This is a genomic window from Rhodococcus sp. MSC1_016 (assembly GCF_023667485.2).
GTDB classification, from domain to species: domain Bacteria; phylum Actinomycetota; class Actinomycetes; order Mycobacteriales; family Mycobacteriaceae; genus Rhodococcus_F; species Rhodococcus_F oxybenzonivorans.
The window spans coordinates 2,707,069-2,730,401 of sequence record NZ_JAMOZI020000001.1 but is presented as its reverse complement, the minus strand read 5'-3'; the positions used below and the strand labels follow the sequence as shown (position 1 = coordinate 2,730,401).

The window sequence follows — 23,333 nt, the reverse complement described above, 5'->3', positions numbered from 1 at the left end:
GGCTCGCCTTCGTGAGCGTCGTCCTGGTGTACGTGCTGTTCATCGCCGCCGGAATAGCGGCAGGCGGCGCGTACTCGATGTGGAAGTTCAACAAGCTGGCCTCGGGTGTGCTGCTGGCACTGGCTGTGCTGGCGGCAGTGGCGGGCGTCGTCAGGCTGCTGTAGTGCCTGTCGCCTCCGTGACCGGACCCCGGTTGCTACGCACTCCTGGTCTGCTCGCCGCGCTGGTGATGGGTGCGGCGGCGTTCGGTGGGTGGGCGGTACTCCTCCCTGTGGTGCCGCTGATCGTGTCTCTGTCGGGAGGGTCGGACACCCTCGCCGGTGGTGTGACTGCCGTTTTCATGGCCGCCACGGTGCTGACGCAATTCGGCGTGCCCCGGCTCTTGCGCAAGTGGGGCTACCGATGGGTGCTCGCGGCCGGATGCCTCCTCCTGGGGCCGCCGTCCTTACTGTTCCTGCTGTCCACCGAGCCGATTCCGGTTCTCGCCGTGTCCGCGGTGCGGGGTGCGGGTTTCGGGATGCTCACGGTGGCGGGCAGCGCTCTCGTCGCCGAACTGGTTCCGCGGGAGATGCTCGGCCGGGCCACAGGCGCGCAGGGGATCGCGGTGGCTGCCGCGCAGATGGTGGGCCTGCCCGCGGGGCTGGCGATCATGCAGCACTGGTCCGCCACGCCGGTTTTCGTACTCGGTGCGCTGATTCCCTTGCTGGCGGTGGGCGCCGTCACTCGGCTGCCGCACCTGCATCCACGCCCGGCCGGTACCGCACGCGGGCGTCTTCCGCTGTCGGTCCTGCTCGTGCCGTGGCTGTCCATTGCCACGGCGGCTGCAGCGTTCGGCGGTGTGTCGAGTCTCCTGCCGATCGCGATTGCCGAGCGGGCGTCCCTCGCCGGCGGGGTCCTCGCGGTGGTCAGCGGCGCCGCAGTGTGCGGACGTTACGCGGCGGGGTCGTTCTCCGACCGGGTCGGAGTCGGCCGGGCGTTGATGCCCGCGCTTGCGTTCACTTGCGGCGGTCTGGCGCTGTTCGCGGTCGCGGCGGCACGGAACGGGGACGGGATCGTCCTGGTCTGTGCAGCAGTGATGTTCGGGTTCGGATTCGGCGCCGTTCAGAACGAATCGCTGGTCATGATCTTCACCGCAGCCGGGCCCGCCCGATTCGGTGCCGCGAGCGCCGGATGGAACATCGGATTCGACGCCGGCACAGGATTCGGGTCCCTCACCCTGGGGGCCGTCGCTTCGGTGGCGGGGTATTCGTGGGTCTTTGTGGTGGCGGCGATGGCGGTGGCCGTCGTCCCGGCGACGGGAATGCTGGTCGGCCGCGCCCTGGGTGGCCGGACACGGCCCGGATAGAATCAGGAGGCCGGACACGGCCCGGATAGAATCGATTCATGACCGTCCCCACCATTGCAGTCCTCGATTACGGCTCCGGCAATCTGCATTCGGCCACCCGCGCGCTGGCTCGCACCGGTGCACAGGTCGAGGTGACGGCAGACCACAAGGTGGCTCTCGCGGCGGACGGCCTGGTGGTTCCCGGGGTCGGCGCTTTCGCCGCCTGCATGGACGGGCTCCGCGCGGTGCGCGGCGAGCGACTCATCGGCCAGCGCCTCGCCGGTGGCAGGCCCGTTCTCGGCATCTGTGTGGGCATGCAGATCATGTTCGAACGCGGAGTCGAATTCGGTGTGGAGGCGGAGGGCTGCGGTGAATGGCCGGGCACGGTCGAACGCCTTCAGGCCGCTGTCCTGCCGCACATGGGATGGAACACGGTCGAGGCGCCCGACGACAGCACCTTGTTCAAGGGAATCGATCCTGACACCCGGTTCTACTTCGTGCACTCCTACGCGGTGCAGAAGTGGGAGATGCCCACACCCGAGCGGCTGGCACCGCCCGCGCTGACGTGGGCGGATCACGGTGGGAAGTTCCTCGCGGCCGTCGAGAACGGTGCATTGTCCGCCACCCAGTTCCACCCGGAAAAATCCGGTGACGCAGGAGCGGAGTTGCTCCGGAACTGGGTGCGCAGCTTGTGACGCCATCACCCGGTGAGGGGAGCGGTGACCTGTCGATCGGCCGGCTCGCGGTGTGCGCACTGGGTGCGGCCACCGTGGTGCTGGTGATCGCCACCACCGTCATCCTCGTCGTGAAGCCGGGGCCGGTCGTGGGCCTGGTCGTCGGACTTCTGGGAGTCGCGGGGGCGATCGCGTCCATGGGGTACGTGTCGAAGCGCATGACCCGCAACGCCTACGGTGGCGATCCGCAGGACCCCGAGCCGGGTTCCGGGCGCTGAGCGACTAGGGTTGTCGCACGTGAGCCTGGTCCTTTTGCCTGCTGTAGATGTCGTCAACGGTGAAGCTGTTCGCCTCGTCCAGGGGGAGGCAGGGAGCGAGACCGGGTACGGCTCGCCTCGTGATGCCGCCCTTGCGTGGCAGAACGACGGTGCCGAGTGGGTGCACATCGTCGACCTCGACGCCGCATTCGGTCGCGGTTCGAATCGGGAACTCCTCGCCGACGTGGTGGGTGAGCTCGACATCCAGGTCGAACTGTCCGGGGGGATCCGTGACGACGAGTCGCTCGAGGCCGCTCTGGCCACCGGGTGCGGCCGCGTGAATCTCGGTACCGCCGCCATCGAGAATCCCGACTGGTGCGCCCGCGCGATCGCGAAGTACGGCGACAAGATCGCCGTCGGCCTCGATGTCCGGCTGATCGACGGTGAGTATCAGCTCCGTGGCCGCGGCTGGGTCACCGAGGGCGGAAACCTGTGGGAGACCCTCGCGCGCCTCGACCGGGACGGTTGCTCGCGCTACGTCGTCACCGATGTGAGCAAGGACGGCACACTGACCGGCCCGAATCTCGAACTCCTCGCGCAGGTGTGCGCGGCCACCGACGCGCCCGTCGTGGCGTCGGGTGGTGTGTCCACCATCGACGATCTGACGGCGATCGCCGGACTCGTCGATCAGGGCGTCGAGGGCGCCATCGTCGGCAAGGCGCTCTACGCGGGACGTTTCACGCTCCCCGAGGCGCTCGCCGCGGTCTCGGGCTGATCCGGTCATGAGCGCGGACCGCGATCCTCAGGAACTGCTCGCCGTTGCCGGTGAGCTGCTCGACGGCGTCCACGACCGGTTCGTTGCCGGGGTGGGGTCGCCGAGTGCCGTGCACAAAGGACCCGACGACTTCGCGACTGCTCTCGACCTCGAACTCGAGAAACGGCTGACCGGAGAACTTCAGGATCGGACCGGCATCGCGGTTCACGGCGAGGAATTCGGTGGCCCCGATCTCGACGCGGGACTGGTGTGGGTTCTCGATCCCATCGACGGCACCTTCAACTACTCGGCAGGATTGCCGACGGCGGGCACACTTCTCGCCCTGCTCGACGACGGTGTCCCGGTCCTCGGTCTCACGTGGCTGCCGCTCGTCGGGCGACGGTACGCGGCCGTGGCGGATGGGCCGCTCCTCGAGGGCGGTCTGCCGCTGCCGCGTCTCACCGAGACGTCGCTGGCGTCGTCGATCGTGGGAATGGGCGCACTGAACATCGACAGCCGCGGACGCATCCCCGGGCCTTATCGGCTGCAGGTTCTCGCTCAGCTCAGCCGGGTGTCGTCGCGGATCCGGATCCACGGCTCGACCGGCGTCGACCTCGCCTTCACCGCGGCGGGAATACTCGGTGGCACGGTGGTGTTCGGCCACAATGCGTGGGACAACGCCGCCGGTGTGGCTCTGGTGCGGGCGGCGGGTGGCGTGGTCACGGATCTCGCCGGTCAGCCGTGGACGATCGCTTCGGGTTCTGTGCTGGCCGGTGCCCCCGGAGTGCACGGTGAGATTCTCGACATTCTCGGATCGCTGGGTGACCCCCGCGCCGAGCTCTCGGAAGGGCTTTCGTAATGACTCTGGCAGTGCGGGTTATCCCTTGCCTCGACGTCGATGCAGGACGCGTCGTCAAGGGCGTCAACTTCGAGAATCTGCGTGATGCAGGTGATCCGGTGGAGTTGGCGGCCGCCTACGACGCACAGGGTGCGGACGAGCTGACTTTCCTCGATGTCACAGCCTCGACCGCGGCCCGTGGCACCATGCTCGATGTCGTGAGCCGGACGGCGGAACAGGTCTTCATTCCACTCACCGTCGGCGGCGGCGTCCGTACCGTCGAGGACGTCGATCGGTTGCTGCGTGCCGGTGCCGACAAGGTCAGCGTCAACACCGCGGCCATCGCCCGGCCAGAACTGCTTCGTGAACTGAGCGAGCGTTTCGGATCCCAGTGCATCGTGCTGTCGGTGGATGCGCGCACGGTCCCGCAGGGTCAGCCGGACACCGCGTCCGGATGGGAAGTGACCACCCATGGCGGCAAGCGCGGAACCGGGATCGACGCGGTCGAGTGGGCAGTGCGCGGCGCCGAACTGGGTGTCGGCGAAATTCTGCTCAACTCGATGGACGCCGACGGGACGAAAGCGGGCTTCGACCTCCCGATGATCCGCGCCGTGCGGGCGGCCGTGCATGTGCCGGTGATCGCGAGCGGGGGAGCGGGTGCTGTGGAGCATTTCGCACCCGCCGTCGACGCGGGCGCCGACGCGGTACTGGCCGCAAGTGTCTTCCACTTCGGCGACATGACTATCGCCGAAGTGAAGAAGTCCATGCGCGAAGAAGGGATCACCGTCCGATGAGTCTCGACCCCGCTATCGCCTCGCGGCTCAAGCGCAACGACGCAGGCCTGTTCAGCGCCGTCGCGCAGGAACGGTCGACGGGCGACGTCCTGATGGTGGCGTGGATGGACGACGAAGCACTCGCCCGCACCCTCGACACCCGCAAGGGCACCTACTACTCCCGTTCCCGCCGGCAGTACTGGGTGAAGGGGGAGACGTCCGGGCACACGCAGTACGTCCACGAGGTGCGGCTCGACTGCGACGGCGACACGGTGCTCCTGATCGTGGATCAGGAAGGCGCTGCATGTCATACGGGCACGCACACGTGCTTCGACGCCGACGTTCTACTCGCCCCGCAGTAGAGTTCCGGGCGCTCGGGCAGAATGCCCGCATGCCATTGATTCAGATCAGTCAGACAACCGGGCTCACCGCCGAGCAGAAGCGCGCCACCATCGAGGCGGTCACCAAGGCGTACGCCGAGGCGACGGGTAAGGACCCGGCGAAGGTCTGGGTGACGATTGCGGACGTGCCGGCCGAGAACTGGGGTGTCGGCGGGTCGCCGCTGGGGTGAGGTGCGGTCGGGTCGCCGCTGGGGTGAGGTGCGGTCGGGTCGCCGCTGGGGTGAGGTGCGGTCGGGTCGCCGCTGGGGTGAGGTGGCTGTTTCGGCGCGTCACGCTCTTCCGGTGCCGGCGGCGATGCCCTTGTCGAGTTGGGTGAGCATGGCGCTGCCGAGTTCGGAGAGCTGACGTACTTGGTCCGTGGAGAGGCCGTCGAAGACGAGTGCGCGGACGGATTCGACGTGGGGTGGTGCTGCCTCCACTACTTTGGCCATCCCTGCGTCGGTGAGGACGGCGTCGGAACCACGGCTTCCCCGGATGCTCTCTCGCCGTACCCAGCCGGCTTTTTCCATCTTGGTGATGACGTGGGACAGCCGCGACAGTGACGCGTTGGCCCGCTGCGCGAGCAAGGAGAGCTGAAGTCGACGGTTGTCTTCGCCGGACAGGGAGGCGAGGACGAAGTACTCGAAATGGGTGAGCGCCGAGTCGCGCTGCAGCTGGGCGTCGAGGGCCGCGGGCAGGCGGGTGACGAGTGCGATGAGGGTGAGCCACGCCTGCTGCTGATCGGCGTCGAGCCAGCGTGTCTCCGTCTGCGTCGAGCTGTCCTCGTCGTACCCACCCATGAGTGGTGTCCTCCATTTCGTGCGCCGAACCGCTGTGCGACCTCTTCACCATAGGCAGCACGCCGCCTGCGGAACGGTACCCGGGAATAGTTGTCGCATCCGCGTGTTGACTCCTATACTAGCTTGAAGGTTCAACTTAGGGCCTTGCGAGTCGGACCTCGAGGAGTCACGATGACGAACGTCATGCCCGCGCTGTTCCTGAGCCACGGAGCGCCGCCGTTGGTCGACAGCGAACTGTGGGTGTCGCAACTGGCGAAGTGGGCCGGCGACCTGCCGCGGCCGAATGCCATCCTCATGGTCTCGGCGCACTGGGAGTCCGCGCCGCTCACCATCGGCTCGACCACCACCGGGACCCCCCTCGTCTACGACTTCGGTGGTTTTCCCGAACGTTTCTACCGGGCCACGTACGCCTCACCGGGTGCTCCGGATTTGGCCGCGCTGGTCGCGGCACTCATGCCCGACAACGAGACGGTGGCGCATCAACCGGATCGGGGCCTCGATCACGGCGCCTACGTGCCGCTCACGGTGATGTATCCGGACGCGGACATCCCCGTCCTGCAGATCTCCTTGCCGACGCTCGACCCCGAACGGCTGCTGCACCTCGGTGAGCGGCTGCGCCCACTGCGGGAGCAGGGAGTCCTGATCGTCGGCTCCGGGTTCACCACCCACGGGCTGCCGTTCCTGCGCGACCCCTCGCCGGAGGCGAAGGCCCCGGGATGGTCGGCGGAGTTCGACGCGTGGGCGAACGAGCGCCTGGCCGCAGGCGATGTCGACTCGCTCATCGGCTTCCGCTCACTCGCCCCGGGAATGCCCTATGCGCATCCGACGATCGAGCATTTCGCTCCGCTGTTCGTGACGCTCGGCGCCTCCATCGACCCCGAGCAGATTCCCCGCCAAGTGATCGACGGGTTCTGGATGGGCTTGGCGAAGCGGTCTTTTCAGGTGGCCTGACGGGCACGGAGGAAGGTCAGCGCCTGATCGCCGTGGGCATTCGCGCGAAACTCGCTCGAGATCACCTCGAGCACCGTGCGGTCGGTGTCGATGACGAACGTCGACCGTTTGACGGGTGCGAGTTTGCCGAGCAGTCCACGCCGGACACCGAACTTCTCGGCGACCGCGCCGTCGCGGTCCGACAGAAGTGGGTAGTCGAACGACTGCGCCTGCGCGAACGACGCCTGCTTGGGCACCGCATCGGTGCTGATCCCGGCGCGGGAAGCCCCGACGGCTGCGAACTCGTCGGCGAGGTCGCGAAAATGGCATGCCTCGGCAGTGCAGACCGGGGTGGACGCCGCCGGATAGAAAAACAGCACCAGCGGACCGTCCTCCAGAAGGCTCGACAGCGAACGTTTGCTGCCGTCCTGGTCGGGCAGGGTGAATTCCGGTGCGAGCTGACCTGGCTTCATGACAGCCGAGGCTACCCGCGCACGCAGACGCGCCGAACGCGCCTGGGATGATGGTCGGCATGCACGGTGAGCCCACCACGATGTCCGCGCCCAAATCCGCCGCCGCCCTGCCGGATGGCGGATCCGACTCGACCACCACGCGCGAGCAGTTCCACGCTCTCGCCGCCGAGCATCGGGTCGTCCCGGTGACTCGTAAGGTGCTGGCGGACGCCGAAACTCCGCTGTCGGCGTACACGAAGCTGGCGGGAAACAGGCCCGGCACGTTCCTGCTGGAATCGGCGGAGAACGGTCGGTCGTGGTCACGATGGTCGTTCATCGGCGCAGGAAGTCCCGCCGCGTTGACCGTCGTCGACGGGGAGGCGGCCTGGTACGGAAACGTTCCGGCGGGAGCGCCGTCGGGTGGGGATCCCATCGCGGCGCTCGGTCAGACCCTCGAGCTCCTGCGGAGCGAACGGTTGCCCGACCTGCCGCCGCTGACCGGCGGCATGGTGGGCTTCCTCGGCTACGACGCCGTGCGGCGCATCGAACGCATCGGTGAACACGCCGTGGACGACCTGCAGATCCCGGAAATGGTCATGCTGCTCGCCACGGATCTGGCGGCCGTCGATCACCACGAGGGGGCCATCACCCTCATTGCCAATGCGGTGAACTGGGACGGCACGGACGAGCGGGTCGACGAGGCGTACGACAATGCCGTCGAGCGCCTCGACCGGATGACGGCCTCGCTGTCGGCGCCCGCGCCGTCCACGGTGTCCACGTTCGCCACACCCGCACCCGACTACCGCCGGCAGCGCACCACCGAGGGATTCGGTGCGGACGTACAGCGCCTGGTGGGGGAGATCGAGGCGGGCGAGGCGTTCCAGGTCGTGCTGTCGCAGCGTTTCGAAATCGATTGTGCTGCTGCACCTATCGATGTGTACCGCATGCTGCGCGCCTCGAATCCCAGCCCGTACATGTACCTTCTCAACGTTCCCGGTGGTGACGGCGAGACCGCGTTCTCGATCGTCGGCTCCAGCCCGGAAGCACTGGTGACGGTCAAGGAGGGTGTCGCCACCACCCACCCGATCGCCGGCACCCGGTGGCGCGGTGCCACCGAGGAGGACGACATCCTCCTGGAGAAGGATCTCCTCGCCGACGAGAAGGAGAACGCCGAGCACCTCATGCTCGTCGATCTCGGCCGCAACGACCTCGGCCGCGTGTGCGAACCCGGCACGGTGAAAGTGCACGACTATCGGCACATCGAGCGGTACAGCCACGTGATGCACCTCGTCTCCACGGTGACGGGCCACCTCACGGCCGGCAAACAGGCACTCGACGCCGTCACCGCCTGCTTCCCGGCCGGCACGCTGTCTGGCGCGCCGAAGGTCCGGGCCATGCAGTTGATCGAGGAACTCGAACCGACGAGGCGCGGGATCTACGGCGGCATCGTCGGATACCTCGACTTCGCCGGCGACGCAGACACCGCGATCTCCATCCGGACGGCGTTGATCAAGGACGGCATCGGGTACGTCCAGGCCGGTGCCGGTGTGGTGGCCGATTCGAATCCCGAATACGAGGACACCGAGGCGCGGAACAAGGCCATGGCCGTGCTCAGCGCCATCGCCGCGGCGCACACGATGAAGACCCTGGGAGGCGGCGCGCAGTGACCGAAGGGACCGGAGCGGGAACCGAGGCTCCAGGACGCCGCCGGTCGATCCTCGCAGTGCTCCTTCTCGCCGTCGCGGCGGTGTGCTTGTGGGGAGCATCTCGGATGACGTGGGTGGAGGTCACCTCCTCCGACGGACTCGGTGAGCAGCGCACCACGGCGCTCGACGGGGGCACCTGGGCGGCGGCGCTCACGCCGCTGGCCCTGACCCTTGTTGCCGCCATCGCAGCATCCTTTGCCGTCAAGGGCTGGGCGCTCCGCATTCTCGGCGTACTCGTCGCCGCCGTGGCCGTCGTAGCGGCCGTCCCGGCGGCAACTGTGCTCGTTTCCGGCGCAACGGACGAGCAGGCGGGACGGCTGGCGGAATTGCCGGGCCGTGCGGTGATCGATTCCGTGACGGTGAATCAGGGGCCCGCGGTGCTGGCTCTCGCCGGCGCTGTCGCCGCCCTCGCCGCCGCCGTCGAACTGGCCCGCCGTCCACGGGTACGCGCCGGGCTCTCCTCGAAGTACGACAGCCCGGCCGTCCGGCGCGCGGCGGCCAAGAAGACCAGCGCTGATTCCGCCGACGAGCCCCTCACACAACGCATGCTGTGGGACGCGCTCGACGCGGGCGAAGATCCGACGGTCGACGGCTCCCGCGCAGACAAGAAAGCCGATGATGTCGACCGGCTGGACGGCGACACCAACGAGCCGGGTACCCGATCGTAAACAGAATCAGAGTGCCATCTACGCTTGCTTCACTCCTGATGATGTTCCTCACATCGGGTTCCTGCCCAGAAAGGACTCGGGCCACGATGACCGTTCTCGACTCGATTCTCGACGGAGTGCGCGCCGATGTGGCCGCCCGCGAAGCCGTCCTTGACTTCGCCGCTGTCAAGGCCGCCGCGGCTGCCGCACCGCCTGCGCTCGACGCTGCGGCTGCTCTGCTCGAGCCTGGCATCGGAGTCATCGCCGAGGTCAAGCGTGCAAGCCCGTCGAAGGGCCCGCTCGCCGAGATCACCGACCCCGCCGAACTCGCCAAGGCCTACGAGGCCGGAGGCGCCCGGGTCATCAGCGTGCTCACCGAGGAACGACGCTTTCAGGGATCCCTCGCCGACCTCGACGCCGTCCGGCGTGCGGTCAGCATCCCGATCCTGCGTAAAGACTTCATCGTCGGGCCGTACCAGATCCATGAGGCCCGCGCGCACGGCGCCGACGTCGTCCTGCTCATCGTCGCCGCGCTCGAGCAGCATGCGCTGGCGTCGTTGATCGACCGCACCGAGTCGCTGGGAATGACCGCGCTGGTCGAGGTCCACACCGAAGAGGAAGCCAACCGGGCACTCGAGGCCGGCGCCAGGGTGATCGGCGTCAACGCCCGAAACCTCAAGACACTCGAGGTCGACAAGAACACCTTCGGGGAGATCGCACCCGGACTGCCCACCGAAACCATCAAGATCGCCGAATCCGGTGTCCGGGGTACCGCCGACCTCCTCGCCTACGCGGGTGCCGGAGCGGACGCCGTACTCGTCGGCGAAGGCCTCGTCACCAGCGGAGATCCACGCAAGGCCGTGGCCGATCTGGTCAATGCCGGGGCGCACCCCTCCTGCCCCAAGCCGTCGCGCTGAACCGACTGCGGCCGAATTGACCCGGACGGCGGCAGTGCCCGGCGTTGGGGCAGACTGGACCTGTGACTTCACGTAATCAGGACACCGTCTTCAAGGGTGGCGATTTGCCGACTGCCAGCGCCGGAATCGCCGAACGCACGTCGCACGACCCCGACTCCGGAGGACACTTCGGCGTCTACGGCGGACGCCACGTGCCCGAGGCTCTGATGGCGGTGATCGAGGAGGTCACGGCCGCGTACGACAAGGCGCGGTCGGATGACACCTTCCTGTCCGAGCTTGATCGGTTGCAGCGCGATTACACGGGCCGCCCGTCGCCCATCTTCGAGGCCACTCGGATGAGTGAATTCGCCGGGGGTGCGCGGCTGATTCTCAAGCGCGAAGATCTCAATCACACGGGCTCGCACAAGATCAACAACGTGCTCGGTCAGGTGCTGCTCGCCAAGCAGATGGGCAAGACCCGCATCATCGCGGAGACCGGTGCCGGTCAGCACGGTGTGGCCACGGCGACGGCGTGTGCACTGTTCGGGCTCGAGTGCGTCATCTACATGGGCGCGGTCGACACCGAGCGGCAGGCGCTGAACGTGGCCCGTATGCGGTTGCTCGGTTCGTCGGTGGTTTCGGTGGAGTCCGGCTCCCGGACGCTCAAGGACGCCATCAACGAGGCGCTGCGGGACTGGGTGACCAACGCCCACAACACGTACTACTGCTTCGGCACCGCGGCCGGACCGCATCCCTTCCCGACCATCGTCCGCGACTTCCAGCGTGTCGTCGGGCTCGAGGCGCGGGCGCAGGTGCAGGCGCTCACGGGCAGGCTGCCCGACGCGGTCACCGCGTGTGTCGGTGGTGGGTCCAACGCCATCGGAATCTTCCACGCCTTCCTCGACGACCCCGGGGTGCGGCTGGTCGGGTACGAGGCTGCCGGTGACGGAGTCGAGACGGGGCGCCACGCCGCGACCTTCGCGGCCGGCACCCCGGGCGCCTTCCAGGGTGCGTACTCGTATCTGCTGCAGGACGAGGACGGGCAGACCATCGAATCGCATTCCATCTCGGCTGGTCTCGACTATCCCGGCGTCGGACCTGAGCACGCCCTGCTCAAGGACATCGGCCGCGCCACCTACGAGCCCGTCACCGACACGGAGGCCATGGATGCCCTGCGCCTGCTGTCCGAGCGTGAGGGAATCATCCCGGCCATCGAATCAGCGCACGCCGTCGCAGGATCGTTGCGACTCGGCCGTGAGCTGGGGGAGGGCGCGATCATCGTCGTCAGCCTCTCCGGGCGCGGCGACAAAGACATGGACACGGCGGCCAAGTGGTTCGGGCTCTTCGACCCCGACGCCGCCACCGAAACCCCCACGACCACCGACAAGGAAGGTTCGGCCAAGTGAGCGAACGACTCTCGCGCCTCGCCCCGACATTCGCGCAGTGCCGTGAGGAAAAGCGTGCCGCTCTCGTCGGATACCTACCCGCCGGGTACCCCACCGTCCCCGAATCCATCGACGTCTTCAAGGCCATGGTCGACTCGGGCTGTGACATCGTCGAGGTCGGTATCGCCTACTCGGACCCGGTGATGGATGGACCCACCATTCAGGCGGCCGCCGAGAAGGCGCTGAGCAACGGCGTCAAGGTGCGTGACGTGTTCACGATCATCGAGCAGATCGCGTCGGTGGGCGGCAAGGCCGTGGTGATGACGTACTGGAATCCGGTTCTGCAGTACGGTGTCGACCGGTTCGCCCGTGACCTCGCAAACGCCGGCGGCCTCGGACTCATCACGCCGAACCTGATCCCCGAGGAGGCCGGCGAGTGGATCACGGCGTCGAAGGAACACGACCTCGACCGGATCTTCCTTGTTGCCCCGTCGTCGACCGAAGAACGACTGGCGATGACCCTGAAGGCGAGCAGCGGATTCGTGTACGCGGCGTCGACGATGGGGGTGACCGGCGCGCGTGACGCGGTGTCGTCGATGGCGCCCGAGTTGACCGCGCGCATCCGCGCCCATTCCGACATTCCGGTGGGTGTCGGTCTGGGTGTCCGTTCGGGGGCGCAGGCCGCCGAGATCGCCGCCTACGCGGATGCAGTCATCGTCGGGTCTGCCCTCGTCACCGCGGTCGAATCCGGGCTCGACGCTGTGCGCTCGCTGACGAGGGAACTCGCCGAGGGCGTTCGCTCCGCTACCGTGGCGTCGTGACTTCCACTGTGGACGTGCTGGCGTATATTCCGAGTCCGCCTCAGGGCGTCTGGTACGTCGGCCCACTGGCCCTGCGCGCGTACGCGCTGTTCATCATTGTCGGCATCGTCGTCGCGATCTTCTGGGGCGACCGCCGCTGGGTCGCCCGCGGCGGCGAGAAGGGCACCGTGCTCGACATCGCCATCTGGGCGGTGCCGTTCGGGTTGATCGGTGGCCGGCTGTATCACGTCCTGACCGACTGGCCCACCTACTTCGGGGAGGGCGGGGATCCCGTCGACGCCCTGAAGATCTGGCAGGGCGGGCTCGGTATCTGGGGCGCGGTGGCGCTCGGCGGCGTCGGCGCGTGGATCGGCTGTCGCAGGCGTGGGATACCGCTGCCTGCGCTCGGTGACGCGGTAGCGCCTCCCATCTTGCTGGCCCAGGCGATCGGACGAATCGGCAACTACTTCAACCAGGAACTGTACGGACGGGAAACCGACGTGGCGTGGGGGCTCGAGATCTTCGAGCGCCGCAACGACGCCGGGCAGGTGCACCCCGAGTTGATCGACGGTGTCTCCACCGGGCAGGTCGCTTTCGTGGTGCACCCCACCTTCCTGTACGAAGCGCTGTGGAACGTGCTGATCGTGATCCTGCTGGTGTGGGTGGACCGCCGCTTCCGTATCGGGCACGGCCGCCTCTTCGCCCTGTATGTGGCCGGGTACTGCGCGGGTCGGTTCTGGATCGAGCTGATGCGCAGCGATCACGCCAGCCTCATCGCCGGCGTCCGCGTCAACTCGTTCACATCGGCGATCGTCTTCGTCGCAGCGGTGGTGTATGTCTTCGCCGCGACCAAGGGCCGGGAAGACCCGGCGGAGTTGCAACCGCATCATCCTGTCGCGGCGGAACAGGGGACGCCCAATCAGGAGACGACCGAACAGGACAACGGGGAGAAAGACAAGCCTGCGGGTGACGACAAGGCTGTGAGTACTGCGAGTGCCGGCACCGATGCGGGCACGACGACCACCGACAGTAAGAAGGATGACGCGAATGACTGATCCGGGGAAAGCATCCGACGATTCCGCCAAGGCCGACACCTCCGGCGACGACACCCAGCGGGTGGATCTGGGGAAGAAGAGCGGAAGCGGTGAGTCGAGCCTTCCGCCCGAGTTCGGTTCGCCCTTCGATTACGACGCCACCGCCGAGGCATCGCTGTCGCAGCCACCCGCCACCTCGGACGCAACGCCCTCACCGGCGTCGTCGGGAACCGGGCCCGGATGGGACACCTACTCCGGGGTCGGCAATGGTCCCGGCTGGGGTTCGACTCCCACCTACCCGTCGCCGAGTGGAACCGAACCCACCACCGCACTGCCTAATGTGGGCGACACCCCGCCGCCGACCGCCCCGTACACCGGTTACGACAAGCCGCAGCAGCCTGCGGACGGCCCGATGTACGGCACCCCCGATCCTTACTACAACGCGCAGTACGGGACGTCGCCGCAGTCCGGGCAGGACTATCAGCAGCCCGGCTACCCGCAGGCCGGTTACGGTCAGCAGGGTGCCGCACCCCAGAGTTACGGTCAGCCGGACTACGGCCAGCAGAATTACGGCCAGCAGAATCCCGGACAGCAGTATGGCCAGCAGGGGTACGGCCAGCAGGGATACCCGCAGCCCGGATATGCCCCGGTCGGGTACAACGCCTACGTCGATCCGTCTGCGCCGTTCGGCCGGCACCCGGTCAGCGGTGAGCCGTACTCCGACAAGTCGAAGCTCACCGCGGGACTCCTGCAAATTTTCCTGGGTGCCTTCGGTGTCGGACGGTTCTACCTGAACCAGCCCGGCATCGCGGTCGCGCAGATCGCCGTCACCTGGCTGACGTGCGGATTAGGCGGGCTCTGGCCGCTGATCGACGGCATCATGATGCTGACGGGCAGCGTGAAGGACAAGTACGGACGACCCCTCCGGGACCAGTGACGACGTAGCGTCGCCGCTCGATTCCACCGCTGTGGCCCCTGTTGCTCGTGCGACGGGGGTCACAGCGCTGTCCTGTCCGGAAATCGGCATATCCGACGCTTATCGGTGCTGGTAAGCTGAGCGCGCCGGATGTATGTCCGGTAACAACCTTCACGGGCCGAGGCTGTCCCGGTAGACCCCCGAAAATGCAGTTAGCGCCCGTCGTGGCGACCCCGCTAGCGGAGGCCGCCGGCAGGGACGCGCAAGCGCCACCGGTGGTCCCCTCGGCCGATGTGGAGGTATATCGGTGCTGTTCTCTCAGTCGCCTGGTCCGCAAGGTCTCTATGACCCGGATCGCGAAGTCGATTCGTGCGGTGTCGCCATGGTGGTGAACGTGCACGGCCGCCGTTCGCACTCCATCGTCGCGGATGGTCTCGTCGCTCTGGACAACCTCGAGCATCGCGGCGCTGCCGGCGCCGAGACGAACAGCGGAGACGGTGCCGGAATACTGGTGCAGCTGCCCACCGAGCTCTTCGAGGAGGTCGTCGATTTCGACCTTCCTTCGCCGGCCCCGGACGGAAGTAGTACCTACGCCGCGGGTTTCTGCTTCCTTCCTCGCGACCCGGAGGCGCGATCGACGGCCCGGAAGCGGATCGAGGACCTCGCCGACGAGGAGGGGCTCGACATCCTCGGGTGGCGGGACGTGCCGATCGATTCGCAGGGCGCCGACCTCGGGGCTACGGCACGCGGATGCGAGCCGCACATGAGTCAGCTGTTCGTCGCGGCGCCGCCGACCGGCGGACGGCGGCCCAGTGGTCTCGACCTCGATCGCCTCGTCTACCCGTTGCGCAAGCGCGCCGAGCAGAGCACTCCGGAGGTCGAGTCGAGCGGATCGGGCGTCTACTTCCCGTCGCTGTCGAGCCGCACCATCGTCTACAAGGGCATGCTGACCGTTCCCCAGCTGCCTCTCTACTACGTGGACCTGCGGGATTCCCGCATGATGAGTGCGCTCGCGGTGGTGCACAGCAGGTTTTCCACCAACACGTTCCCGTCCTGGCCGCTTGCGCACCCGTTCCGCTTCGTGGCGCACAACGGGGAAATCAACACCGTTCGAGGCAACCGGAATCGGATGCGGGCGCGGGAGGCGATGCTGTCGAGTGCCGCCATCCCAGGCGACCTCCGGCGGTTGTACCCCATCTGCACACCCGAGGCGTCGGACTCTGCCTCGTTCGACGAGGTGCTCGAGCTGCTGCATCTCGCGGGACGCAGCGTGCCCCATGCGGTGATGATGATGGTGCCCGAGGCGTGGGAGAACGACACGAGGATGTGTCCCGACCGGCGCGCTTTCTACCAGTTCCACGCTTCGTTGATGGAGGCCTGGGACGGGCCGGCGTGTGTGACGTTCACCGACGGAACCGTCGTAGGGGCAGTGCTGGACCGTAACGGTCTGCGGCCCGGCCGCTGGTGGCAGACCGTCGACGGGCGGGTGATCCTGGCGAGCGAGAGCGGAGTCCTCGACGTGCCCCAGGACGAGGTCGTGGCGAAGGGGCGCCTCGAGCCGGGGCGCATGTTCCTGGTCGACACGTCGGAGGGACGTATCGTTCCCGACGACGAGATCAAGTCGCGGCTGGCAGCCGAGAAGCCGTACGCCGAGTGGCTCTATGCAGGGTTGCTCGACCTGAGGACGCTGCCCGAGCGACCGCACGCCCAGAACAACCACGAGTCGGTGGTCCGGCGACAGGTGGCGTTCGGCTACACCGAGGAAGATCTGCGGATCCTGTTGTCGCCGATGGCGGCGTCCGGCGGGGAGCCGCTTGGCTCGATGGGAACCGACACCCCCATCGCTGTGCTGTCCGCCCGGTCGCGGCTGCTGTACGACTATTTCGTCGAACTGTTCGCCCAGGTGACCAATCCGCCGCTCGACGCCATTCGCGAAGAGATCGTGACGTCGCTGTCCCGGGTCATGGGTCCGGAACAGAATCTGCTCGAGCCCACTGCGGCGTCGTGTCGTCAGATAGTGCTGCCGTGGCCAGTGCTCGACAACGACGACCTGAACAAGATCATCAATGTGAACGCGGACGGCAACCACCCCGGTCTGGCGGCGACCGTTCTGCGCGGTCTCTACGAGGTGGAGCGCGGCGGTGCGGGCATGGCCGATGCGCTGGAAGAACTGCGCACCCAGGCGAGCGCTGCGATCGCGCAGGGATACCGGACACTGGTGATCTCGGACCGCGACTCCGACCACACCCGCGCACCCATCCCGTCGTTGCTGGCCGTGGGCGCAGTGCATCACCACCTGATCCGCACCAAGGAACGAACGAAGGTGGCGCTGGTCGTCGAGTCCGGCGACGCGCGCGAAGTGCATCATCTGGCGCTGCTCATCGGCTACGGAGCGGCCGCGGTCAATCCATACCTCGCGATGGAGTCGATCGAGGATCTGGTGTCCGAGGGCGAGCTGACGGGAGTCGATCACACGATCGCGGTGCGCAACTATTTGACGGCACTCGGCAAGGGTGTGCTGAAGGTGATGTCGAAGATGGGCATCTCGACAGTTGGTTCGTACACCGCCGCCCAGGCTTTCGAGGCACTCGGCCTCGACCGCGGCCTCGTCGACGAGTATTTCCGGGGGACCACCAGCAAACTCGGTGGCGTGGGACTCGACGAGATCGCGCGGGAAGTGCTGCTCCGGCACCGGCAGGCCTACCCCGACAATCCCACCGAGTACGCGCACCGCCGGCTTGCCCACGGCGGCGAGTACCAGTTCCGCCGCGACGGCGAACTGCACTTGTTCACGCCCGAGACCGTGTTTCTCCTCCAGCACGCCACCCGCACCGGCAGGCATGAGGTTTTCGCCCAGTACAGCGACGAGGTGAACAGGCTCGCCGCGGCGGGAGGTGCACTGCGCGGCCTCTTCAGCTTCCGGGAGGGCCTCCGGCCTCCGGTGCCGCTCGAGGAGGTGGAGCCGGCGGAGCGGATCGTCACTCGTTTCAACACAGGCGCGATGAGCTATGGGTCCATCTCCGCCGAGGCGCACGAGACGATGGCCGTGGCCATGAACAATCTCGGTGGGCGATCCAACTCCGGGGAGGGCGGGGAGAACGTCGACCGCCTCTACGACCCGTCCCGTCGCAGCGCCGTGAAGCAGGTGGCGAGCGGAAGATTCGGCGTCACCAGTGATTACCTGGTCAACGCCAGCGACATCCAGATCAAGATGGCCCAGGGCGCCAAGCCGGGCGAGGGCGGGCAGTTGCCCGCTTACAAGGTGTACCCATGGGTGGCGGAGACCCGGCATTCGACTCCGGGCGTGGGGTTGATTTCACCTCCGCCGCACCATGACATCTACTCGATCGAGGACCTCGCACAGCTGATCCACGACCTCAAGAACGCCAACGACCAGGCCCGTGTCCATGTGAAGCTGGTCAGTTCGGTGGGTGTGGGGACGGTGGCGGCCGGTGTCAGCAAAGCGCACGCGGACGTGGTCCTCATCTCGGGCAACGACGGCGGCACCGGCGCGACTCCGCTCACGTCGATGAAGCACGCGGGTACGCCGTGGGAGATCGGACTGGCCGATGCGCAGCAGACACTCGTGCTCAACGGTCTGCGCGATCGGATCACCGTTCAGTGCGACGGCGGCATGCGTACCGCGAAGGATGTCGTCGTCGCTGCGCTGCTCGGGGCGGAGGAGTTCGGCTTCTCGACGGCGCCGTTGATCGTGGCAGGGTGCATCATGATGCGTGTGTGCCACCTCGACACCTGCCCGGTGGGAGTGGCCACTCAGAACCCCGAATTGCGTAAGCGGTACACCGGCAAGCCCGAGTTCGTCGAGGAGTTCTTCCGCTTCATCGCCGAGGACGTGCGGCAGCACCTGGCGCGTCTCGGCTTCCGCAGCATCGACGAGGCGGTGGGGCACGCGGACATGCTCGAGACGGCCGAGGGAATCGCGCACTGGAAGAGCCGCGGACTCGACCTCTCGCCGATCTTCGCGTTGCCGAAGGGCCCCGACGGGACCCCGCTCACCCAGCGGCGCAAGGTGACCGACCAATACCATGCCCTGGACCGGGCGCTGGACCGCACGCTCATCCAGCTGGCCGAAGGTGCCCTCGAAGACGCGCATCCGGTCGAGATCGAGATGCCCGTGCGCAATGTGAATCGGACGGTCGGGACGCTGCTCGGGGCCGAGGTCACCCGTCGTTACGGTGCGGGCGGGCTGCCCGACGACACCATCCGGCTCACCTTCACCGGCTCGGCGGGTCAATCACTTGGTGCGTTCCTGCCGCCGGGCATCACCATCGACCTCACCGGCGACGCCAACGACTATGTCGGGAAGGGGCTGTCGGGCGGGCGAATCGTGGTGCGACCGGCCGCCGACGTCCTGTTCGTCCCGGAGACTCAGGTGATCGCCGGCAACACACTGCTCTACGGTGCGACCTCCGGTGAACTGTTCCTCCGCGGACGGGCCGGCGAACGGTTCTCGGTGCGCAATTCCGGAGCGACCGCCGTGGTCGAGGGCGTGGGCGATCACGGGTGCGAGTACATGACGGGCGGACGGGTCGTCGTCCTCGGTCCCACCGGACGGAACCTGGCGGCCGGAATGTCGGGCGGGATCGCGTATGTGCTCGACCTCGATCCCGCCGACGTCAATCCGGCCATGGTCACCCTGCTGACACCCGACCCCGAGGACCTCGACTGGCTGTGCCGTACCGTCAGCGACCATCTGCACTGGACCGGCTCCACCGTCGCGGCTTCGATGCTCGCCGATTGGCCCCGGCGGTCTGCGCTGTTCACCAAGGTGATGCCGGTGGACTATCAGCGGGTTCTCGAGGCCACTCGGCTGGCCCGCGCCGAGGGGCTCGACGTGGACACCGCAATCATGGAGGCGGCTCGTGGCTGATCCGCATGGTTTCCTGCACATCCCCAAGAAGGAAGCACCCAAGCGACCCATTGCGGAAAGGGTGCACGACTGGCACGAGGTCACCAGTCCACTCAGTCCCGAGGAGCGCAACGCCGAGGTAGCCGAGCAGGCCACCCGGTGCATGGACTGCGGTATCCCGTTCTGCCACTCGGGAAGTGCGGGCTGCCCGCTGGGCAATCTGATTCCGGAATGGAACGATCTCGTGCGCCGCGGCCGCTGGTCGGCGGCGAGCGAGCGTCTGCATGCCACCAACAACTTCCCGGAGTTCACCGGCAGGTTGTGCCCGGCGCCGTGTGAATCGGCGTGTGTGCTCTCGCTCGCCGATACCCACACGACCGGCAGCGTAACCATCAAGCGGATCGAGCAGACGATCGCCGACGTCGCCTGGGAGTCCGGAACGGTGGAGCCTAAACCGCCAATGATCGCTACGGGAAAGAAGGTCGCGGTGGTCGGTTCCGGTCCGGCCGGGCTCGCGGCCGCCCAGCAGCTCACCCGCGCCGGACACGATGTCACCGTCTACGAGCGCGACGACCGGCTCGGGGGACTCCTTCGCTACGGCATCCCCGAGTTCAAGATGGAGAAGTCGGTTCTCGATCAGCGGCTGGTCCAGATGCGCGCGGAGGGAACACATTTCGTCACCGATTGCGAGGTGGGTGTCGATCTCACCGTGGACCAGTTGCGGACCAACTTCGATGCGGTGGTCCTCGCCATCGGCGCCCTGCGTGCCCGCGACAACACGACGGTGGAGGGCCGGGAGTTGGGCGGCATCCATCTCGCAATGGAGCACCTGGTGACGTCCAACAAGGAGTGCGAGGGTGACGGCCCTGCGTCGATCACCGCGAAGGGCAAGCACGTCGTCATCATCGGTGGCGGTGACACCGGCGCGGATTGCCTCGGAACGGCGCATCGGCAGGGAGCGCTGTCGGTGACCCAGTTGGACTACCGCCCTGAGTTGCCGAGCGAGCGGGACGAGTCCGTGACTCCGTGGCCGGCCTCGCCGATGGTGCTGCGCACGTCGCCGGCCCACGCGGAAGGCGGCGTCCGCCGATATCAGGTTGCGGTGCAACGGTTCCTCGGTGACGAGAACGGAAACGTCAGGGCCATGGTGCTCGCGGAGGTCCGGGTGTCGAGGGAGGACGGCAAGCGCATCATCACCCCGGTGGGGGAGGAAATCGAATTACCCTGCGGATTGGCGCTTTTCGCGATCGGTTTCGAGGGCGTCGACCTCGGTCCGCTGCTCGACGACTACGGTTTGAGCCCCACCCGTCGGGGCGTGCTGTCCTGTGGTCCCGACTGGCAGACCACCGCACCGGGAGTGTTCGTGTGCGGCGACGCGCATCGCGGTGCCTCGCTCATCGTGTGGGCGATCGCCGAAGGCAGGTCCGCCGCGCATGCCGTCGATGCGTACCTCACAGGGGCGTCCGACCTCCCCTCGCCGGTGCATCCGACGGCGCTTCCGCTGGCCGTAGTCTAAATGGAGATGGACGGGCGGGACGACTAGGCTTCAGGCCGTGAACCGACGGACGAAGATCGTATGCACTCTTGGACCTGCTACCGCCACCGGTGACCGTATTCGCGAACTCGTCGAAAGCGGTATGGATGTGGCCCGGCTGAACTTCAGCCACGGGGAACACTCCGACCACGAGGAAAATTACAACCGCGTCCGAGCCGCATCGGATGCGACGGGAAAGGCGGTCGGAGTCCTCGCCGACCTCCAGGGGCCCAAGATTCGGCTCGGCCGGTTCGCCGAAGAGCGCACCACCTGGGCCAACGGTGAGCTCGTCCGGATCACCGTGGACGAGGTCGACGGCACGCACGACCGGGTGTCGACCACGTACAAGCAGCTCGCGGAGGACGCCAAGGCGGGTGACCGACTTCTCGTCGACGACGGCAAGGTCGGTCTCGTCGTCACCGGCGTCGAGGGCAACGACGTGGTGTGTCGTGTCACCGAGGGTGGCCCGGTCAGCAACAACAAGGGTGTGTCCCTGCCGGGGATGAACGTGTCGGTGCCCGCGCTATCGGAGAAGGACATCGCCGACCTCGAGTTCGCGCTGAACCTCGGTGTCGATTTCATCGCCCTCTCGTTCGTGCGTTCACCTGCCGACGTGGAGTTGGTGCACGCGGTCATGGATCGCGTCGGTCGCCGCATCCCGGTCATCGCGAAGCTCGAGAAGCCGGAGGCCATCGACAACCTCGAGGCCGTCGTCCTCGCGTTCGACGCGGTCATGGTCGCGCGTGGTGACCTTGGCGTGGAACTTCCGCTCGAGCAGGTCCCGCTCGTGCAGAAGCGGGCCATCCAGATCGCCCGCGAGAACGCGAAGCCGGTCATCGTTGCCACGCAGATGCTCGAGTCGATGATCGAGAACTCGCGCCCGACGCGAGCCGAGGCGTCCGACGTGGCCAACGCGGTTCTCGACGGTGCCGACGCGGTCATGCTCTCCGGGGAAACCTCGGTGGGCAAGTACGTGATGGAGACAGTGCGCACCATGGCCCGCATCGTCGAGGCCGTGGAGGGAGAGTCGACCCGGGTGCCTCCGCTGACCCACGTTCCGCGCACCAAGCGGGGCGTCATCTCCTACGCCGCCCGCGACATCGGTGAGCGACTCGACGCGAAGGCGCTCGTTGCCTTCACCCAGTCCGGCGACACGGTGCGGCGACTCGCTCGCTTGCACACCCCGCTGCCGTTGCTCGCGTTCACCCCGCTCCCGGAGGTGCGCAGCCAGCTCTCGCTGACCTGGGGCACGGAGACGTTCCTCGTCGACCCCGTCGAGAGCACCGACGCGATGGTCCGTCAGGTCGACCACGCACTCCTGGGCCTCGGCCGTTACCAGAAGGGTGAACTGGTCATCATCGTGGCAGGTTCGCCGCCCGGCACCGTAGGATCGACCAACCTGATCCACGTCCACAGAATCGGTGAAGAGGACCACTAGGTGAGCGAAGTCGCGGCGAAGACCGATCTCGAGACTCTTCTCGAACTCCTCGATCTGGAGAAAATCGGGGAGGACACCTATCGAGGTCGGCATCCCGCGCAGGTGGGCAGCCGGACGTTCGGCGGCCAGTTGATCTCGCAGGCTCTGGTCGCCGCCGGCCGCACCGTCTCCGGTGAACGGGCGGTGCACGCGGTCAACGCCCACTTCATTCGCGGTGGTGACGTGAAGGAACCGATCGAGTATCGCGTCGATCGGCACCGCGACGGCCGAGCCTTCGCCAACCGGCAGGTCACCGCCCTGCAAAACGGTCAGGAACTGTTCGTGATGCTTGCGGCGTTCCAGGACTGGGGCCAGGGACTCGAACACGCGGTCGCGGTTCCCGATGTTCCGTTCCCGGAGACACTTCCGCCCCTGGGTGATCATTTTCTCGGTTACGAGGACCGGCTGAAGATGTTCGTCAACGCCCTGAAGCCGATCGACATGCGGTATGCGAACGACCCGTCCTGGATCATGAAGGGTACGGGGGAGAAGCTCACCCACAACCGGGTGTGGATGAGGGCGGACGGCGATCTTCCGGACGATCCGCTGATCCACGTCGCCGTCATGGGTTACTCGTCGGACACCACGGTGCTCGATTCGATCATCACCACGCACGGGTTGTCGTGGGGCCTCGACCGGATCGTGGCGGCCACGGTCAATCATTCGATGTGGTTTCATCGCCCGTTCCGGTTCGACGACTGGGCGCTCTATGCCACCGAGTCGCCGGTGGCCGCCGGTTCACGAGGGCTTGCGACCGGGCGCTTCTTCTCGCTCGAGGGCGAACTGCTCGCCACCGTGGTGCAGGAAGGGCTGATTCGTCATTTCCCGCCCAGGAAGTGACGGTTCGGGGCGTATCGTCGATTCCGGATCTCCGACGGAACGGACG

At 67.2% G+C, this 23,333-nt stretch carries 22 protein-coding genes and 1 pseudogene; 21 read left to right on the top strand and 2 right to left on the bottom strand.

Features of this window, described 5'->3' with window-relative positions:
• Nucleotides 1–11 precede the first annotated feature (11 nt).
• The 9 genes and pseudogenes from L1080_RS12585 to L1080_RS12545 all read left to right on the top strand — a co-directional run.
• Complete coding sequence (locus tag L1080_RS12585; protein ID WP_201453564.1) at nucleotides 12–164, top strand: hypothetical protein; 153 nt, start codon at nucleotides 12–14, stop codon at nucleotides 162–164.
• 65 nt (nucleotides 165–229) lie between these two features.
• On the top strand, nucleotides 230–1,345 hold the full coding sequence (locus tag L1080_RS12580; RefSeq protein WP_250774395.1) for an MFS transporter: 1,116 nt from the start codon (nucleotides 230–232) through the stop codon (nucleotides 1,343–1,345).
• A 38-nt stretch (nucleotides 1,346–1,383) separates the two neighbouring features.
• Complete coding sequence (gene hisH, locus L1080_RS12575; RefSeq protein WP_159921816.1) at nucleotides 1,384–2,019, top strand: imidazole glycerol phosphate synthase subunit HisH; 636 nt, start codon at nucleotides 1,384–1,386, stop codon at nucleotides 2,017–2,019.
• Nucleotides 2,016–2,276, top strand: a complete 261-nt coding sequence (locus L1080_RS12570) for a hypothetical protein (RefSeq protein WP_250774307.1) — start codon at nucleotides 2,016–2,018, stop codon at nucleotides 2,274–2,276. The genes hisH and L1080_RS12570 overlap by 4 nt, the downstream gene beginning before the upstream one ends.
• Before the next feature lie 19 nt (nucleotides 2,277–2,295).
• A complete protein-coding gene (gene priA / locus L1080_RS12565) occupies nucleotides 2,296–3,030 on the top strand; it encodes a bifunctional 1-(5-phosphoribosyl)-5-((5-phosphoribosylamino)methylideneamino)imidazole-4-carboxamide isomerase/phosphoribosylanthranilate isomerase PriA (protein WP_109335048.1) in 735 nt (244 codons plus the stop codon).
• 7 nt (nucleotides 3,031–3,037) lie between these two features.
• Nucleotides 3,038–3,868: an inositol monophosphatase family protein gene (locus L1080_RS12560; RefSeq protein ID WP_250774309.1), complete on the top strand. Its 831-nt coding sequence runs from the start codon at nucleotides 3,038–3,040 to the stop codon at nucleotides 3,866–3,868.
• Nucleotides 3,868–4,641, top strand: a complete 774-nt coding sequence (gene hisF, locus L1080_RS12555; protein WP_159921822.1) for an imidazole glycerol phosphate synthase subunit HisF — start codon at nucleotides 3,868–3,870, stop codon at nucleotides 4,639–4,641. Before L1080_RS12560 ends, hisF begins: the two co-directional genes overlap by 1 nt.
• Nucleotides 4,638–4,982 carry a phosphoribosyl-AMP cyclohydrolase gene (gene hisI, locus L1080_RS12550; protein ID WP_250774311.1) on the top strand — a complete coding sequence of 115 codons (345 nt, stop codon included), beginning with the start codon at nucleotides 4,638–4,640 and terminating at the stop codon, nucleotides 4,980–4,982. Before hisF ends, hisI begins: the two co-directional genes overlap by 4 nt.
• 20 nt (nucleotides 4,983–5,002) lie before the next feature.
• A pseudogene (locus L1080_RS12545) lies at nucleotides 5,003–5,191 on the top strand (tautomerase family protein); the annotation flags it as partial.
• Between the two features lie 99 nt (nucleotides 5,192–5,290).
• Here the strand turns inward: L1080_RS12545 and L1080_RS12540 are convergent.
• Entirely contained in the window at nucleotides 5,291–5,800 is a 510-nt protein-coding gene (locus L1080_RS12540) for a MarR family winged helix-turn-helix transcriptional regulator (RefSeq protein ID WP_159921828.1), read from the bottom strand.
• Nucleotides 5,801–5,971: 171 nt separating this feature from the next.
• Here L1080_RS12540 and L1080_RS12535 point away from each other — a divergent pair, with 171 nt between their 5' ends.
• Complete coding sequence (locus tag L1080_RS12535) at nucleotides 5,972–6,751, top strand: dioxygenase family protein (protein ID WP_250774318.1); 780 nt, start codon at nucleotides 5,972–5,974, stop codon at nucleotides 6,749–6,751.
• On the opposite strand, the gene L1080_RS12530 is transcribed toward L1080_RS12535, so the two are convergent.
• Nucleotides 6,739–7,203, bottom strand: coding sequence for a peroxiredoxin (locus L1080_RS12530; protein WP_159921830.1), 465 nt, complete (start codon nucleotides 7,201–7,203; stop codon nucleotides 6,739–6,741). The two genes, L1080_RS12535 and L1080_RS12530, sit on opposite strands and share 13 nt — an antisense overlap.
• 59 nt (nucleotides 7,204–7,262) lie before the next feature.
• Here L1080_RS12530 and L1080_RS12525 point away from each other — a divergent pair, with 59 nt between their 5' ends.
• The 11 genes from L1080_RS12525 (at nucleotide 7,263) to L1080_RS12475 (ending at nucleotide 23,287) form a co-directional block, all read left to right on the top strand.
• On the top strand, nucleotides 7,263–8,849 hold the full coding sequence (locus L1080_RS12525) for an anthranilate synthase component I (RefSeq protein ID WP_250774320.1): 1,587 nt from the start codon (nucleotides 7,263–7,265) through the stop codon (nucleotides 8,847–8,849).
• Complete coding sequence (locus L1080_RS12520; RefSeq protein ID WP_250774322.1) at nucleotides 8,846–9,556, top strand: TIGR02234 family membrane protein; 711 nt, start codon at nucleotides 8,846–8,848, stop codon at nucleotides 9,554–9,556. Before L1080_RS12525 ends, L1080_RS12520 begins: the two co-directional genes overlap by 4 nt.
• An 86-nt stretch (nucleotides 9,557–9,642) precedes the next feature.
• On the top strand, nucleotides 9,643–10,452 hold the full coding sequence (trpC, locus tag L1080_RS12515) for an indole-3-glycerol phosphate synthase TrpC (RefSeq protein ID WP_109329383.1): 810 nt from the start codon (nucleotides 9,643–9,645) through the stop codon (nucleotides 10,450–10,452).
• Between the two features lie 62 nt (nucleotides 10,453–10,514).
• Nucleotides 10,515–11,837, top strand: coding sequence for a tryptophan synthase subunit beta (gene trpB / locus L1080_RS12510; protein WP_159921833.1), 1,323 nt, complete (start codon nucleotides 10,515–10,517; stop codon nucleotides 11,835–11,837).
• A complete protein-coding gene (gene trpA, locus L1080_RS12505) occupies nucleotides 11,834–12,637 on the top strand; it encodes a tryptophan synthase subunit alpha (RefSeq protein WP_159921834.1) in 804 nt (267 codons plus the stop codon). The genes trpB and trpA overlap by 4 nt, the downstream gene beginning before the upstream one ends.
• Nucleotides 12,634–13,671 (top strand): prolipoprotein diacylglyceryl transferase, encoded by a 1,038-nt coding sequence (gene lgt / locus L1080_RS12500; RefSeq protein ID WP_159921835.1) that lies wholly within the window; start codon nucleotides 12,634–12,636, stop codon nucleotides 13,669–13,671. The genes trpA and lgt overlap by 4 nt, the downstream gene beginning before the upstream one ends.
• On the top strand, nucleotides 13,664–14,587 hold the full coding sequence (locus L1080_RS12495; RefSeq protein ID WP_250774330.1) for a TM2 domain-containing protein: 924 nt from the start codon (nucleotides 13,664–13,666) through the stop codon (nucleotides 14,585–14,587). Before lgt ends, L1080_RS12495 begins: the two co-directional genes overlap by 8 nt.
• A gap of 286 nt (nucleotides 14,588–14,873) precedes the next feature.
• Nucleotides 14,874–19,457: a glutamate synthase large subunit gene (gene gltB / locus L1080_RS12490; RefSeq protein WP_250774332.1), complete on the top strand. Its 4,584-nt coding sequence runs from the start codon at nucleotides 14,874–14,876 to the stop codon at nucleotides 19,455–19,457.
• Nucleotides 19,450–20,952 (top strand): glutamate synthase subunit beta, encoded by a 1,503-nt coding sequence (locus tag L1080_RS12485; protein ID WP_109329389.1) that lies wholly within the window; start codon nucleotides 19,450–19,452, stop codon nucleotides 20,950–20,952. Before gltB ends, L1080_RS12485 begins: the two co-directional genes overlap by 8 nt.
• A 37-nt stretch (nucleotides 20,953–20,989) precedes the next feature.
• Complete coding sequence (pyk, locus tag L1080_RS12480; protein ID WP_159921839.1) at nucleotides 20,990–22,408, top strand: pyruvate kinase; 1,419 nt, start codon at nucleotides 20,990–20,992, stop codon at nucleotides 22,406–22,408.
• Entirely contained in the window at nucleotides 22,409–23,287 is an 879-nt protein-coding gene (locus L1080_RS12475) for an acyl-CoA thioesterase (protein ID WP_159921841.1), read from the top strand. It abuts the gene before it with no gap.
• The last annotated feature ends 46 nt before the right edge of the window (nucleotides 23,288–23,333 follow it).

Excerpts from the sequence above, each read along its gene's own strand:
- L1080_RS12580 (WP_250774395.1), top strand. The coding sequence starts at position 230 with ATGGGTGCGGCGGCGTTCGGTGGGTGGGCGGTACTCCTCCCTGTGGTG.
- hisH (WP_159921816.1), top strand. The coding sequence starts at position 1,384 with ATGACCGTCCCCACCATTGCAGTCCTCGATTACGGCTCCGGCAATCTG.
- L1080_RS12560 (WP_250774309.1), top strand. The coding sequence starts at position 3,038 with ATGAGCGCGGACCGCGATCCTCAGGAACTGCTCGCCGTTGCCGGTGAG.
- hisF (WP_159921822.1), top strand. The coding sequence starts at position 3,868 with ATGACTCTGGCAGTGCGGGTTATCCCTTGCCTCGACGTCGATGCAGGA.
- hisI (WP_250774311.1), top strand. The coding sequence starts at position 4,638 with ATGAGTCTCGACCCCGCTATCGCCTCGCGGCTCAAGCGCAACGACGCA.
- L1080_RS12540 (WP_159921828.1), bottom strand. The coding sequence starts at position 5,800 with ATGGGTGGGTACGACGAGGACAGCTCGACGCAGACGGAGACACGCTGG.
- L1080_RS12535 (WP_250774318.1), top strand. The coding sequence starts at position 5,972 with ATGACGAACGTCATGCCCGCGCTGTTCCTGAGCCACGGAGCGCCGCCG.
- L1080_RS12530 (WP_159921830.1), bottom strand. The coding sequence starts at position 7,203 with ATGAAGCCAGGTCAGCTCGCACCGGAATTCACCCTGCCCGACCAGGAC.
- L1080_RS12525 (WP_250774320.1), top strand. The coding sequence starts at position 7,263 with ATGCACGGTGAGCCCACCACGATGTCCGCGCCCAAATCCGCCGCCGCC.
- trpC (WP_109329383.1), top strand. The coding sequence starts at position 9,643 with ATGACCGTTCTCGACTCGATTCTCGACGGAGTGCGCGCCGATGTGGCC.
- L1080_RS12495 (WP_250774330.1), top strand. The coding sequence starts at position 13,664 with ATGACTGATCCGGGGAAAGCATCCGACGATTCCGCCAAGGCCGACACC.